Genomic DNA, 13,745 nt, shown 5'->3' with positions numbered 1-13,745 from the left:
CCGAGGCTGGAAGGGGAGATGCTGCGGTGATGGAACTCACGCCGACTTCTCCGTGGCCGCCTGCAAGGCTTCCAGCAATTCGGTGGCGGCCAGCAGCTGCTCCGCAGCTATACCCTGCAGCAGCTCCTTGCGGAAACTGTCCGCTTCCTTGCGCACCGTTTCATACACTTGCATGCCCGCATCGGTCAGCACCACCAGCTTGACGCGCCGATCGAGTTCCGATGGCTGGCGCTGCACGAAGCCGGATTTCACGAGCCGGTCCAGCATTGACACCATGGTCGGGTTCTCCACCCCCAGCTGATGGGCCAGCTCGCTTTGCGACGGCGGCTGGGGCGATTTGGCGATCATGGCGATGCACATCCAGCTCGCTTGCCCCAGGTCCAGGTCTTTCAGTCGCCGGTCGATCGCATGGCGCCAGCCGCGCGCCGTCTTGTGGAGCGCGGCGGAGAAGCGTTCTTCAATAGAAATCATAAGATAAGTCGTCTAATGGTTAGGTGTCTAACTATTATTTTACCACTAGGAAATGCTGAACGTGCAGGGCTTTATGATTTTTCCAGACGCTGCTACATTCAGGGTTGGTCCATTTTATCGGGAGTACAGTCATGACTACAGCAGAGCAGGGCAGCAGCGATTTTGTGATTACCCACACGTTTGACGCCCCACGCGAACTGGTGTTCCAGTCCTGGGTCGAACCGGAGCGCCTGGCCCAATGGTGGGGGCCGGTGGGGTTCGAGCTCAGCGTGCTGGCGCTGGAACTCAAGCCGGGAGGCATTTTTCACTACGGCATGCGGGCCGACAATGGCTATGAGATGTGGGGCAAATTTACCTATCATGCGATCGAGGCGCCGGAGAAGATTGTTTCCATCTTGTCGTTTGCGGATCGGGAGGGGAATGTGGTGCCGCATCCGGTTAGCGCCACTTGGCCACTCAAGGCGCATAACACGATGACGTTGTCCGAGGAGGGTGGCAAGACGACGATGACGCTACGGTCGGTGCCGCATGAGGCTTCCGAGCAGGAGCATGCGACGTTCAAGGAGGGGCATGAGTCGATGAGGCAAGGATTTGGTGCCACCTTCGCTCAGTTGGCAGCGTATCTTGCACGTGTCCAGTGAGTGAGTTGCTTTACAAGCTTTAAAAAAGCGGGCCGGAGACGCGAACCTGAGAAAATGCCGATGGCTGCGTTGCGGCTCCTTGCCGTACATGCGTACTGTCTTCGTCGCCGCGCCTTGCCCTCGGCATTTTTCAGGCCCGCTTGGCCCGGGAAGCCCTGGCTTGAGGCTTGGGCCGATTCGTACTTTATCTGTATGCTTGGTTTGTGTTTTTCTTTGTCTCTACGTCTATACCGGCGGAAAGTCGTCATGGGACTTCGGCAAATACCCCCAGATCCTCAACACATCCCCGTGCACCTCGAATTCCAGTCCGATTTTCCTGACCACGCCGGATATTTCTTCCGTATGGTCGATATAGGTGCGTGGCAGCAGCATGCCTTTGGACGGTTCCAGTTCTTTCAAGCCGATATCGAACCATTCGACCAGGGCGAACGGGAACGGCAGGTGGTAGAGCCACTCCACGTCCCAGCCGGAGATAAAGCCGGTCACTGCTTTATAGCGGTAGGACGGCCACCAGTCTTCGCGCTGGCGGAAATGGTGGATCAGCTCATCCCACTTCGTATTGTTCGCGGCGCGCGACAGGTTTCTGTTCGAGACGGCGGCGTCGATTTTCTTGCGGATGGCATCGTCGTGGCCGCTGCCGGCGGTGGGCAGTTGATTCATGCTATCTGACTTGCCGTGTTGTTGCGCGGTGTCGCTTCTTCATGGAACAGGTCGGCGAGGTATTCGCACAGATCATGTTCCTCGACGTGGTCCGGCACGATAAAGTCGGCTGGCCGGCGCTTTCCATCGGCACCCGGATAAAAAGCACGCCATGCGCCGGGAGAACCTGTCACCGCGATCAGGGTGCCGAAGATATTGAATTTCAGGGATTTCATAGGCTGTCGCCCTGCAGGCCCAGCATCTGTTTGATCACCGGCAAAACCATCTTCCACGCCGGCGACGTCGCCGCGATCTCGTCGTAATGACTGGCTCCCGGTAAAATCAGCACCTCCGCATGGTCGCCGGCCTTCACGGCTTTCGCTGCGTAATCATGTGCCACGCGCGGGGGGGAGATGGTGTCGAGCTCGCCGGTGATCAGGACGGTACGCGTGCCGTTGGGGATCAGGTCGGCGGCGTTGGTGTCGCTGTAGATGTCGGGGCGGTCAGTGCTGGCGCTGCCTGCCAGCTGGGGGATGTCGCGGTCGCAGCTGCTTTTGATCAGCTTTTCTTCGTGGCGCAGGTCGGCCAGGCCGCCCAGGCTGATGATGTTGTTGATCGGCAGGAATTTCTCCTGGTACAGGGGGCTGGTCTTGGGAAGTTTTGCTCTTCCTGCAATCCATTGCACCAGCTGACCACCGGCCGAGTGGCCCATGGCGACGATGCGGCTGGTGTCGAGTTGATACTGGCTGGCGTGGTGTTGCAGGCTGTCGAGCGCGGCATGCATGTCCTGGTAGGTGCCGGGGTAGCCGCCGCCTTCTTCGTCGACTCGGCGGTATTCGACGTTCCAGACGGCAATGCCCTGGCTGCTGAGGGCGTTGGCGACGTTGCGCATCTGCTTGATGCCGCCGAACTGGACTGTCCAGCAGCCGCCATGCACCAGCACCACCACCGGGAACGGGCCCGCACCGCTGGGCCGGAACAGCTGGGCGTACTGCGAGGAGGCCGGGCCATAGACGATCTGCGCCGTTGCTTGCGGGCCGTTCAGGGCCAGGTAGTTGTCCAAGGTCATGGGGGCGGCGACGGCGCCTTGTGCTGCGGCCAGCAGGGCGGTGGCGATCAGGGAGGAGGGCAAGGTCATCAGGCGGCTTCCGGCAGATAAAAGGAAAGCAACACTCTAGCATGGCGGCCATGGTGCAAAAACCTGCTTGCAGGTCGCCTTTTTTAAAAACAGTGTTCTGTATTGCATTCTAAGAAACTTTGCTCCGTGGTATATTCCAGCTTCAATCTCAGCCTTACGGATACGGTGCACGCACACGACATACTTCACTTGCTGGACGCGGAACACAGGGCGCTTGGCTCTGTTGCGGCTGGTGCGGTCCTGGAAGACGCGCTGGCGCAGTTGTTGCTGGCGCTGCAAGGCGATGACAGTGGCGACGAGTTGCATGGCTGCGTCGCGCTCATTGACGAGGCCGACCGCTTTTGCGGCCTGTGCGCCCCCAGCTTGCCGGACGACTTGCAGCTGGCCTTGCGGCACGATGACGACGGGCCGCATCCTTCGCCCTTTGGCGCGGCGGCGTTTACGGGCGCGCCCGTGTATTGCGGCGATATCGTGCGCGAGCCGGGCTGGAGCGCCGGGCGCAAGGAAGCGATGCTGCATGGCTATCGCGCCTGCTGGGTCGCGCCCGTGTTTGGCGCGCGTGGCCATGTGCTGGGCGTACTGGGGCAGTTTTCCCAGGTGGCGCGCCACCCGACCCAGGCCGATATCGACCGCATGAGCGTGGCGGCCCGCTGCATCTCGCACGTGATCGAACGGGGCCGGCTGGAAAAACTGGCCGGCCATCATGCCGCGCTGGAAAACCGCATGGTGCAGCGCACGGCCGAGCGCGACCGCATGTGGCGCCTGGCCACCGATATCATGCTGGTGGCCGATTTGCGCGGCGTGATCATTGCCGTCAATCCGGCCTGGACCAGCATCCTCGCGCGCGCGGAAAGCGATGCCTTGGGCATGGACTTCATCAGCCTGGTGCATCCGGACGACCGCGCGGCCACCTTGCAGGACCTGGCAAAACTGGCTGGCGGCGCCACCACCTTGCGTATGGAAAACCGCTACCGGTGTGGTGACGGCGAATACCGCAGCATCGCCTGGACCGCCGTGCCGGCCGAGCAGCTGATCCATGCCGTCGGGCGCGACGTGACCGACGAGAAAGAGGCGCGCCTGGCCCTGCTGCGCAGCGAGCAAGCCTTGCTGCAGGCGCAAAAGCTCGAATCGATCGGCAAGCTGACCGGTGGCGTGGCGCATGACTTCAATAATGTGCTGCAAATTATCTCGGGCAATCTGCAACTGCTGAAACTGACCGTGGCCGGCAATCCGCAGGCGGCCAGCCGTCTCGATTCGGCCGCCTCCGCCGTCGAACGGGGCGCCAAGCTGTCCTTGCAACTGCTGGCGTTTGCCCGCCGCCAACCTTTGCGCCCGCTGGCCACCAATCTCGGCCATTTGCTCGTCAGCATGCAGGAATTGATACGGCGCGCGCTGGGCGAACTGATTTTCGAGGAAACCTTTGTCAGCGTGGGACTGTGGCATGTGCTGGTCGACCCGAACCAGATGGAAAACGTGCTGCTGAACATGGCCATCAATGCGCGCGACGCGATGGAACAGGGCGGCCGCCTGACCTTTTCCCTCAGTAACGTTACCCTGGATCAGGCCGCGACGGCCGGCCATGCCGATGCGCTACCCGGCCAACACGTCTTGCTGACGATTACCGACACGGGCCATGGCATGGAGGCGGCCGTGATCGAGCAGATCTTCGAGCCCTTCTTTACCACCAAGAAAGAAGGCGAGGGCACCGGCCTGGGGCTTTCCATGGCGTATGGCTTTATCCGCCAGAGCGGCGGCCATATCCGCGTGCAAAGCGCGCCCGGCGCCGGCACCACCTTCAAGATCTACCTGCCGCGCTCGCTCGAACCGCTGGCCGACCTGCCGCAGTGGCGCGCCGGCCCGGTGCTCGGTGGCGCCGAGACCATCCTGGTGGTGGAGGACGATGCGGCCGTGCGCAACACGGTGGTCGACATGCTGCGCGGCCTGGGCTATGAAGTATTGCACGCCCACGATGGCGACAGTGCGCTGCGGCAATTGCAGGCCGGCGCCAGGGTCGACCTGCTGTTTACCGACGTGGTCATGCCCGGTCCGGTCGACAGCACCGAACTGGCGAGCCAGGCGAAACTGCTGCTGCCGGGGCTGGCCGTGCTGTTTACTTCGGGCTATACCTATAACGCCATCATGCAGGGCGGGCGGCTGGCACCCAGCGTCGAGTTGCTCAGCAAACCGTACCGGCGCGAAGACCTGGCGCGGCGCATCCGCCATCTGCTGGCGGACCGGCGCTTGCCCGGCGCACCCGATCCGTCGGGGCGCCGCATCCTGCTGGTGGAAGACAATGACGACGCGCGCGAGATGAGCATGGAAATGCTCAATATGCTGGGCCATACGGTGCATGGCGCGGCCAGCGCCGAGGAAGCCTTGCCGCTGTTATCGCTGCCTGACCTGGAGATATTGCTGACCGATATCAGCCTGCCCGCCATGTCCGGCCTGGAACTGGCGCGCCGCGCGCGCGCCGAAGCGCCGCAGCTGGAGGTGATTTTCGCGTCCGGCCACGGCTGGGCGGCCAGCCTGGCGCATGGCCGCCAGGCGCGTTTCCTGCAAAAACCGTTCGGCCTGGAAGAGCTGGCCGCCGCGCTGAAACGTTCCTAGTCTGCCTGCAAGGCTTGCTGCAACTGCTCCACCGAAAACGGCTTGAGCAGGAAGCGGGCCGACGGATCTTGCACGCCGGAATTGGCCGGCGCGTGGCCGGTGGAAAACACCACTTGCAGGTGCGGATGGTCCCTGGCCGCCAGCATGGCCAGCTCGGTGCCTGACATGCGCGGCAAGCTGATATCGGTGAGCAAGATTTCCAGGCCCTGCATGGCCAGCAGCGGCAGCGCTTCTTCGGCCGATCCCACCGCCGTCACGTCATGGCCCAGCATGTCCAGCAATTCGCTGGTCATGGCGCGCGCGTCGTCGTTGTCTTCCACCAGCAAAATGCTGCGTCCGCCTGTCCGCACGGTGGCGGGGGGCGATGGTTGCTCCAGTTCCTGCTGCAGGCGGGCCACATGCTGGCGGTTGGCCAGCAGATGGCGGATGCGCCGCGCCAGGTCTTCGCGCCTGTAGGGTTTGCTCAGCAACTCCACGCCCGCATCGAGCCGCCCGCCATGCATGATGGCGTCCTGCGTATAACCCGAGGTAAACAGCACGGCCAGTTCGGGCAGCAGCTGCCGTGCCTGGCGCGCCAGTTCCGTGCTGGCCACGGGGCCGGGCATTACCACGTCGGTAAACAGCAGGTCGACCGGCACGCCGCCGGCGACGATGTTCAGCGCGCCCTGGCCATCGGACGCCTTCAGCACGCTATAGCCCAGGCCGTGCAACATGTCGACCACGGTGGTTTGCACGTGCGGATCGTCTTCCACCACCAAAATGGTTTCCTTGCCGCCCAGCACTGGCCCCGTCAGTTGCAAAGGCAGTTCCGTCACGCCGTCGAGCGAGCGCGGCAGGTAGATGCGGAAGGTGGTTCCCGCGCCGAGCGTGCTTTCGACGCGCAGGTGGCCGCCGCTTTGCTTCAGGAAACCATAGGCCATCGACAAGCCCAGGCCCGAGCCTTCGCCTTCTTTCTTGGTGGTAAAGAACGGTTCGAAGATCTTGTCGATCAGCTCCGGCGCGATGCCGCTGCCCGTGTCGCTGATGGACAGCTGCACGTATTGCCCGGCCGCCAGGTCTTCCGTGCCGTCGAGCGCACAATTGAAGAGCGACACCGTCAGCTTGCCGCGGCCATCCATCGCGTCGCGCGCATTGATGGCCAGGTTCAGGATCACGTTTTCCAGCTGGTTCGGGTCGACCAGCGCCTGCCAGGCGTCGCCGGCGACATGCACCTGCGTGTCGACCGTCTCGCCGACGGCGCGCCGCAGCAGGTCTTCGGTCGAACGCAGCAGCGCCTTCAGGTCGGTGACCAGCGGTTTCAGGGGCTGGCGGCGGGCAAAGGCCAGCAATTGCGCCGACAGCTTGGCGCCCCGTTCGACGGCGGCGCTGGAACTGGCGATGCGCTTGGCCGCCTGCGGATCGCTGCCCACCGTAATTTGCAGCAGTTGCAGATTGCCCGAGATAATCTGCAACACATTGTTGAAATCATGCGCCACGCCACCGGTCAGCTTGCCCAGCGCTTCGAGCTTTTGCGATTGCAGCAGCGCTGAAACGCTATGGTCGAGCGATTCCTGGGCCGCGCGCAAGGCTTGCGCGGCGTCCTTTTCTTCGCTGATGTCGCGCGCGCTGCAATAGATCTTGCCATTTTCCGGCACCGCCACCCATTGCAGCCAGTGCCAGCCGCCGGCCTTGTCGCGGTAGCGGTTTTCAAAGCGCAGCGCGGGCTGGCCCTGCAGCAGCGCTTGCCAGACCGCCAGGGTGGCGTCGCGGTCGTCAGGGTGGATCAAACTCATGAAGGCCATGTTGCGCACTTCCTGCTCGGACCAGCCCAGGGTGGTTTCCCAGGCGGGATTGAGATGCTCGAAGCGGCCTTCCAGGTTCAGCACGCCCAGCAAATCGGGGCTGATGCGCCAGGTCAGGCCGAATTCGCGCGTGCGCTCGGCCACTTGCCGTTCCATGTCGGCGTTCAGGGCACGCAGCTGGGCCTGGGCCTGGGCGCGCAGCAAGCTGGCCCAGATGCGTTCGGCCGCCTGCACGGCCAGCGCGATCTCGACCGCCTGCCAGGCGCGCGGCGCGCGGCTGTGCACCACGAACAAGGCCGCCAGCCGGCCGTCCTTGACGATGGGAATATTCAAAAAGGCCTGGATGCCCAGCCGCGCGAAGGTGGCCAGGGCGCCTGGCGCGGCCGTGCGCGGGTCGCCGCTCACATCGTCGACCGCCACCGGGCGGTCCGCTTCAAGCTCGGCCGCCAGGCCGGCGGCGTATTCACCGAGGAAATATTCGCCGGCCGCGCCGGGCGCCAGGCCGTCGCTCCAGGCATGTTGCAAGGTGGCATAGCGCAACTGCTGGCCGATATCGAAGCAGGCCACTTGCTGGGCTTGCAATTGCTGGCCCAGCAGCCGCGCCGAGACGGAGAGGATTTCGCCGGTATCTTCCAGCTGGCGCAGGCTGCGGTCCAGCCGCAACAGGAAATCATGGAACTGCGCAGGGAACTGCGCCGGGGCAGGGATGGTCGCCATGGTCACGATCCCGCCAGCGGCAGGGTCACGCTGAACAGCGCGCCATGGCCGGGCTGGCTTTGCAGGGTGATGGCGCCGCCGTGGGCGTCGACCAGCTGCTTGGTAATGAACAGGCCCAGGCCCAGGCCGCCCGTGCGGTCCTGGTGCATCACGCGCTCGAAGGCGTCGAAGATGCGCTCCTGGTCCTTGGGGCCGATACCGATGCCATGGTCGCGCACCTCGATCACCGCGCTGTTGCGGGTTTTCGCCAGGCTGATGTCGACCGGCTTGCCGTCGCCATAGCGCAGGGCGTTGCTGATCAGGTTGACGACGATCTGTTCGACGCGGAAACCGTCCCAATAGCCTTCGATGCACGCGTCTTCCTGCACCTGCACCCGCAACTGGTCCGGGCCGGGCGCCAGGTCCTCGGCCACGCGCCGCACCAGCGCGGCCAGGTCGACCGGTTCGCGCCGTATCGACAGCTTGCCGCTGCTGATGCGCGAGACGTCGAGCATGTCGTCGATCAGCCGCACCATGCTGCGGATCTGGCGTGCGTCGCGCGCCACCATCTTCGGCAATTTTTCCGGCGCGAAAGCGGCCAGGTTGCCGCGTTCCAGGTTCAGGGTGCGCATCTGGGTTTCCAGGAACAGGGTGTTGAGCGGCGTGCGCAGCTCGTGCGCCACCATCGACATGAATTCGTCGCGCATGCGCAGGGAGCGCTGCAGCTCGGCCTGCGTCGCGCGCAACTCTTGCAGCAGCGCTTCCTGCTGCTGGCGGCTGTGTTCCAGCGCCTGCACCTGGCGCCGCGTCTCGGCACGCTGCTGGTGCAGGGCAACGAAGACATTGACCTTGCTTTGCACGGCATTGATATCGAGCGGCTTGTGCAAAAAGTCCACGGCGCCGCTTTCATAGCCCTGGAACGAGAAATTCATTTCCTTGCCGGCCGCCGTGACGAACACGATCGGGATATGGCGCGTCTTGTCGGTGCCGCGCATCAGCTGGGCCAGCTCGAAGCCGTCCATTTCCGGCATCTGCACGTCGAGGATGGCCAGCGCGAAATCGTGTTCCAGCAGCAAGGCCAGCGCTTCTTCGCCGGACGAGGCCTGGTAGACGCTGCGGTCGTTTTCGCGTATCAGCGCGTTCAGCGCGCGCAGGTTTTCCGGCAGGTCGTCGACGATCAATAGTTTGGTGCGGGTTTCATTCATCATGGCGGTTTCCTGGTGTTGCTTCGTCTCGCTGTGCATCCTGGCGCGGCTTGTGCCGCGTCTCTTGTCGCTGGGCGCCGAACGAAGGGCGCTTGCGGTACAGCTTTTCCGGTCCTGATTGCTGCTCGAATTGCGTGGCAAAGGCGCTGAAATTCGTGCTTTCCTTGCTGCCCAACCCCAGGAATCCCCGGTGGCACAGCGATTCATGGAACAGCCCGAGGGCGCGGTCCTGCAGGGCTTTATTAAAATAGATCAGCACGTTGCGGCAGCAGATCAACTGCGTTTCCGCAAACACGCTGTCGGTGGCCAGGCTGTGGTCGGCAAAATTGATGCGGTCCAGCAGGCGGCTGTCGAAGCGCGCCGTCGCATGTTCCACCGTGTAATACTCGTCCAGGCTGCCCAGGCCGCCTGCCGCCGTGTAGTTGGCGCCGTAGTCTTGCATGCTGAGCAGCGGATAAACGCCCAGGCGGGCCTTGTCCAGCACCACCGGATTGATGTCGGTGGCATAGATCAGGCTGCGCTCGAGCAAGCCTTCCTCGTGCAGGATGATGGCCAGCGACAGCGCCTCCTCGCCAGTACAGCAGCCTGCCACCCAGATCTTCGGCGACGGATAGGTTTTCAGCACCGGCACCACCTGTTCGCGCAGGGCCAGGAAAAACGCCGGATCGCGGAACATCTCGGTGACGGGCACGGTCAGCATCTGCAGCAGCTGGCCAAAGGCGCCCGCATCCTTGAGCACCTTGCGTTGCAGCTCGTCCAGGGTGCTGCAGTGCAGGCGACCCAAGGCGTGGTTCAGGCGGCGCCGTTGCGAGGGCGCGGAATAATCACGGAAATCGTAGCTGTAGCGCTGATAGATGGCATCCATCAACGCCTGCAGCTGCGCCTCCGTGTAGTCGATCAGCATCAGATGCGTTCCATCTTCGGCATCCAGACGCGCAGCAGCGAGTACAGGCGGTCCAGGTCGATCGGCTTGGCCAGGTAGTCGGACGCGCCGGCCTGCAGGCATTCTTCCTGGTCGTTCTTCATGGCCTTGGCGGTAATCGCGATGATCGGCAGCTTGTTGTAGCGGCCGTCGGCGCGGATCTGGCGCGTCGCTTCCAGGCCGTCCATGCCCGGCATCATCACATCCATCAGCACCAGGTCGATATCGTCCACGCTATTGAGCTTGCTGATCGCTTCAAAACCGTTGCGGCCGATTTCCACCACCACGCCTTTTTGCTCCAGCGCATTGGTCAAGGCAAAGATATTGCGCACGTCGTCGTCGACCAGCAGGATCTTGCGCCCTTCAAACACGCGCTCGCGGCTGCGCACCTGCTGCAGCATGCCCTGGCGCTCGGTCGACAGTTCCGACTCCACCTTGTGCAGGAACAGGGTCACTTCGTCGAGCAGGCGCTCGGGCGAACGGGCGCCCTTGATGATGATCGAGCGCGAATACTTCATCAGGTCGGCTTCTTCTTCGCGGCTCAGGTTGCGGCCGGTATACACGATCACGGGCGGGAACGAGCACAGCTCTTCATGCTCCATGCGCTCCAGCAACTCGTTGCCCTGGATATCGGGCAGCTTCAGGTCGATGATCATGCAGTCGAAAATCTGCGTTTTCAGCAGGGCCAGCGCTTCTTCGCCCAGCGCCACGGCGGTGATTTCCACATCGTCGTCGCTGATCAGGTGCACCACGCTTTCGCGCTGGCGTTCGTCATCCTCGACCAGCAGGATGCGTTTCATTTTCTGCGTAAATTTCGATTCCAGCTTGAGGAACACGTCTTTCAATTGCTCGCGCGTGCGCGGCTTGGTGGCGTAGCCGACGGCGCCCAGCTGCATCGCCGCCTGCACCTGGTCATTGCCCGAGACGATATGCACGGGGATATGGCGGGTCAGCGGGTTTTCCTTGAGCTTTTGTAGTACCAGCAGGCCCGGACGGTCAGGCAGGCCGATATCGAGCAGGATGGCGTCGGGCAGGAACTCGGCCGCCAGGCGCAAGCCTTCCTCGGCGCCGTGCGCCACCAGGCACTGGTAATGCATTTCATGCGCCAGGTCGAACAGGATGCCGGCAAACGCCGGCTCGTCCTCGATCACCAGCACCGAGCGCTGCCCGCTGCGCGTGGCCGGCACGCTTTCGCGGTCATCCTTGAAGGTGGCGACCGGCACCGGTTTCGGCACGGGCAGGGGCGCGATGGCGGCCGCGCTGGTACGGATATGGGCCGGCGGCGCGGACCTGGCGGGCACCGGTGCCTCATCCTCCGGCACGGCGCGTTCCTGCCAGTCGATCGGCAGCACCAGGGTGAATGTGCTGCCCTGGCCCGGCGTGCTCGACAATTCAATGGCGCCGCCCAGCAGGGTGGCCAGGTCGCGCGAAATCGACAGGCCCAGGCCCGTGCCGCCGTAGCGGCGGCTGGTGGTGCCATCGGCCTGGTGGAAGGCGTCGAAGACTTTTTGCTGCTGATCGTCGGCGATGCCGATGCCGCTGTCCTGTACCTGGAAGCGCACATGGCCGGCCGCGTCCGCCGCCACCTGCACCGAGACGCTGCCGGTATCGGTGAACTTGATGGCGTTCGACAACAGGTTTTTCAGGATCTGTTCCAGGCGCTGGCGGTCGCTGACGAACGACGGCGGCGTGCCAGGCGCGACCGCGACGGTGAAAGCGAGTTTCTTTTGCTGTGCCTGGGCGCCGAACAGCATCTTCAGGCTGCTCAGCAGTTCATTGAAGGGGATGGCTTCCGGCGTCAGGTCCAGCTTGCCCGCCTCGACCTTGGAAATGTCGAGGATATCGTTGATCAGGGTCAGCAAGTCATTGCCGGCCGAATAAATGGTTTGCGCAAACGTCACTTGCTCCGGTGTCAGGTTGCCGCCGCTATTGTCGGCCAGCAGCTTGGACAGGATCAGCGAGCTGTTCAACGGCGTGCGCAGCTCGTGCGACATATTCGCCAAAAATTCCGACTTGTAGCGGCTGGCGCGCTGCAGCTCTTCGGCGCGCGCTTCGAGCTGGTCGTGGGCCTGGCCGATGGCGACGTTCTTCTGGTCCAGCGCCAGGGCCTGCACGGCCAGCTGCTCGTTCGATTGCTCCAGCGCCGCTTTTTGCTCTTCGAGGTGCGACTGCGATTGTTCCAGCACGCGCGACTGCTCGCCCAGCTCTTCATTGGCGGTGCGCAGCTCTTCCTGCTGCACTTCCAGTTCTTCATTCAACTGCTGGGTTTCTTCCAGCACGTTCTGCAGGCGCTGGCGGTACAGCGCCGCTTCCAGCGAGGTGCCGACGTTGGCGGCGATCAGGCGCAGCAGTTCCAGTTCGCGCTGGGCCACGGGGCGGGTAAAGCCCAGTTCGATCACGCCGTTGACGACGCCTTCGTTGTCCACCGGCGTGAGCACCAGTTCCAGCGGCGAACCGTGGCCCAGGCTGGAGTTCACCATCAGATAATTGTCGGGGACCTGCTTGATATGCTTGAGCCGTTTTTCACGCGCGGTTTCGCCGACCAGGCCTTCGCCTTGCTTGAAGACCTGCTTGTCCTGGATATGCTGGTCGCTGAAGCCATACACGGCCGCGCGGCGCAGGCTGCCGTCGTCTTCGGTGACATAGATCGTCGCCACCGCCACTTCGAGGCGGTTGGCCAGGAAGTCCAGCACCTGCCGGCCCAGCTGCGGCAGGGCCAGCTGGCCGCTGGTGTAGTCGGCCAGTTCGGTCTGGCCGGTGCGCAGCCAGGCTTGCTCCTGCAGCACATCGTTATCCTTGCCGCGCTGCTCCAGCGCCGCATTGTAGATATCGGACAAGCGCATCAGTTCGCGCCGGCCCAGGAAGGCGAGCAAGCCCGACAAGCCCAGGCTCAGCAGCAGGAAGACCACCACCGCCATCATGGTGCGCGCTTCGGCCGAGTCGCCGCGCTCCTGGCGCAAACGCTGTTCCATGCCCAGGAAGGACAGGAATTCGCGGCGGATTTCGTCGAATTCCAGCTTGCCTTCGCCCTGGCGCACGCGCGCCAGGTATTCCTGGTTGTTGCGGCGCTGGCTGATGATCGATTCGGCGTACTCGGTCCACTGGCTTTGCAGCGCGCGGATGCGGCGCAGGCGATCCTGCTGGATCGGGCTGTCCGCCACCAGCTCCAGCAAGGTCGTCATCTCCACCGCGATCTTGGCCTTGCCCGATTTATACGGCGCCAGGAAGGTCTCGTCGCCCGTCAGCAGATAGCCGCGCATGCCCGTTTCCAGGTCGACCGACAGTTTCATCACTTCATTGGCGTTGCCGATCACGCGCTCGGAATGCTCGACCGAGCGCAGCGCACTGAGCAAATAGGCAATCAGGCCGACGAAGACCAGGGCGGTCAGCACCCCGACCACCAGCGGCAAGGTAACATTACGGGCAAGAATGCGCCGGAAACTGAAAGTGTCGATCGGGGTCTTGGTATTCATCGGGTCCGTGGAAGAATAATCAGAGGTAAATAATTTTAACTGAAAAGCAATATTTCTGAGGCGCAAACGTGCGGCAGGCGCTAGCATAGCAGGCGGCGCGAGCGCGGCAATGACGCACGCGTGCGGTGTGATCAAAAAGATGAGGAATCATGTCAGGGAAACCGGTCATTTG

General features: G+C 63.2%; 10 protein-coding genes. 2 read left to right on the top strand and 8 right to left on the bottom strand.

Annotated elements, in window-relative coordinates; genetic code table 11:
• Window positions 1–36: 36 nt before the first annotated feature.
• A complete protein-coding gene (locus tag Q8L25_RS21100) occupies window positions 37–471 on the bottom strand; it encodes a MarR family transcriptional regulator (RefSeq protein WP_308921254.1) in 435 nt (144 codons plus the stop codon).
• 131 nt (window positions 472–602) lie between these two features.
• On the opposite strand from Q8L25_RS21100, the gene Q8L25_RS21095 reads away from it, so the two are divergent.
• Window positions 603–1,112, top strand: coding sequence for an SRPBCC domain-containing protein (locus Q8L25_RS21095; protein WP_308921253.1), 510 nt, complete (start codon window positions 603–605; stop codon window positions 1,110–1,112).
• Between the two features lie 225 nt (window positions 1,113–1,337).
• Here the strand turns inward: Q8L25_RS21095 and Q8L25_RS21090 are convergent, their stop codons facing one another.
• Genes Q8L25_RS21090 through Q8L25_RS21080 form a run of 3 tightly spaced genes read right to left on the bottom strand, consistent with a single transcriptional unit; the run spans window position 1,338 to window position 2,889 of the window.
• Window positions 1,338–1,772 (bottom strand): DUF6678 family protein, encoded by a 435-nt coding sequence (locus Q8L25_RS21090; protein WP_308921252.1) that lies wholly within the window; start codon window positions 1,770–1,772, stop codon window positions 1,338–1,340.
• Window positions 1,769–1,987, bottom strand: coding sequence for a hypothetical protein (locus tag Q8L25_RS21085; protein ID WP_308921251.1), 219 nt, complete (start codon window positions 1,985–1,987; stop codon window positions 1,769–1,771). The genes Q8L25_RS21090 and Q8L25_RS21085 overlap by 4 nt, the downstream gene beginning before the upstream one ends.
• Window positions 1,984–2,889 carry an alpha/beta hydrolase gene (locus Q8L25_RS21080; protein ID WP_308921250.1) on the bottom strand — a complete coding sequence of 302 codons (906 nt, stop codon included), beginning with the start codon at window positions 2,887–2,889 and terminating at the stop codon, window positions 1,984–1,986. Before Q8L25_RS21080 ends, Q8L25_RS21085 begins: the two co-directional genes overlap by 4 nt.
• 165 nt (window positions 2,890–3,054) lie before the next feature.
• Between Q8L25_RS21080 and Q8L25_RS21075 the strand changes: the two genes are divergently transcribed.
• Window positions 3,055–5,496: a response regulator gene (locus Q8L25_RS21075; RefSeq protein WP_308921249.1), complete on the top strand. Its 2,442-nt coding sequence runs from the start codon at window positions 3,055–3,057 to the stop codon at window positions 5,494–5,496.
• On the opposite strand, the gene Q8L25_RS21070 is transcribed toward Q8L25_RS21075, so the two are convergent.
• Genes Q8L25_RS21070 through Q8L25_RS21055 form a run of 4 tightly spaced genes read right to left on the bottom strand, consistent with a single transcriptional unit; the run spans window position 5,493 to window position 13,573 of the window.
• Complete coding sequence (locus Q8L25_RS21070) at window positions 5,493–7,994, bottom strand: response regulator (protein ID WP_308921248.1); 2,502 nt, start codon at window positions 7,992–7,994, stop codon at window positions 5,493–5,495. The genes Q8L25_RS21075 and Q8L25_RS21070 overlap by 4 nt on opposite strands.
• Before the next feature lie 2 nt (window positions 7,995–7,996).
• Window positions 7,997–9,181 carry a hybrid sensor histidine kinase/response regulator gene (locus tag Q8L25_RS21065; protein ID WP_308921247.1) on the bottom strand — a complete coding sequence of 395 codons (1,185 nt, stop codon included), beginning with the start codon at window positions 9,179–9,181 and terminating at the stop codon, window positions 7,997–7,999.
• Complete coding sequence (locus Q8L25_RS21060) at window positions 9,171–10,082, bottom strand: CheR family methyltransferase (protein WP_308921246.1); 912 nt, start codon at window positions 10,080–10,082, stop codon at window positions 9,171–9,173. The genes Q8L25_RS21065 and Q8L25_RS21060 overlap by 11 nt, the downstream gene beginning before the upstream one ends.
• Window positions 10,082–13,573, bottom strand: coding sequence for a response regulator (locus tag Q8L25_RS21055; RefSeq protein WP_308921245.1), 3,492 nt, complete (start codon window positions 13,571–13,573; stop codon window positions 10,082–10,084). Before Q8L25_RS21055 ends, Q8L25_RS21060 begins: the two co-directional genes overlap by 1 nt.
• Window positions 13,574–13,745: the final 172 nt, after the last annotated feature.

This window comes from Janthinobacterium sp. J1-1 (assembly GCF_030944405.1).
GTDB lineage: Bacteria > Pseudomonadota > Gammaproteobacteria > Burkholderiales > Burkholderiaceae_D > Janthinobacterium.
This window is presented reverse-complemented; position numbering and strand designations above follow the sequence as displayed.

Bases quoted from the DNA above. Each gene is read 5' to 3' on its own strand.
- Q8L25_RS21100 (WP_308921254.1), bottom strand. From the start codon at position 471: ATGATTTCTATTGAAGAACGCTTCTCCGCCGCGCTCCACAAGACGGCG.
- Q8L25_RS21095 (WP_308921253.1), top strand. From the start codon at position 603: ATGACTACAGCAGAGCAGGGCAGCAGCGATTTTGTGATTACCCACACG.
- Q8L25_RS21090 (WP_308921252.1), bottom strand. From the start codon at position 1,772: ATGAATCAACTGCCCACCGCCGGCAGCGGCCACGACGATGCCATCCGC.
- Q8L25_RS21085 (WP_308921251.1), bottom strand. From the start codon at position 1,987: ATGAAATCCCTGAAATTCAATATCTTCGGCACCCTGATCGCGGTGACA.
- Q8L25_RS21080 (WP_308921250.1), bottom strand. From the start codon at position 2,889: ATGACCTTGCCCTCCTCCCTGATCGCCACCGCCCTGCTGGCCGCAGCA.
- Q8L25_RS21070 (WP_308921248.1), bottom strand. From the start codon at position 7,994: ATGGCGACCATCCCTGCCCCGGCGCAGTTCCCTGCGCAGTTCCATGAT.
- Q8L25_RS21065 (WP_308921247.1), bottom strand. From the start codon at position 9,181: ATGATGAATGAAACCCGCACCAAACTATTGATCGTCGACGACCTGCCG.
- Q8L25_RS21060 (WP_308921246.1), bottom strand. From the start codon at position 10,082: ATGCTGATCGACTACACGGAGGCGCAGCTGCAGGCGTTGATGGATGCC.
- Q8L25_RS21055 (WP_308921245.1), bottom strand. From the start codon at position 13,573: ATGAATACCAAGACCCCGATCGACACTTTCAGTTTCCGGCGCATTCTT.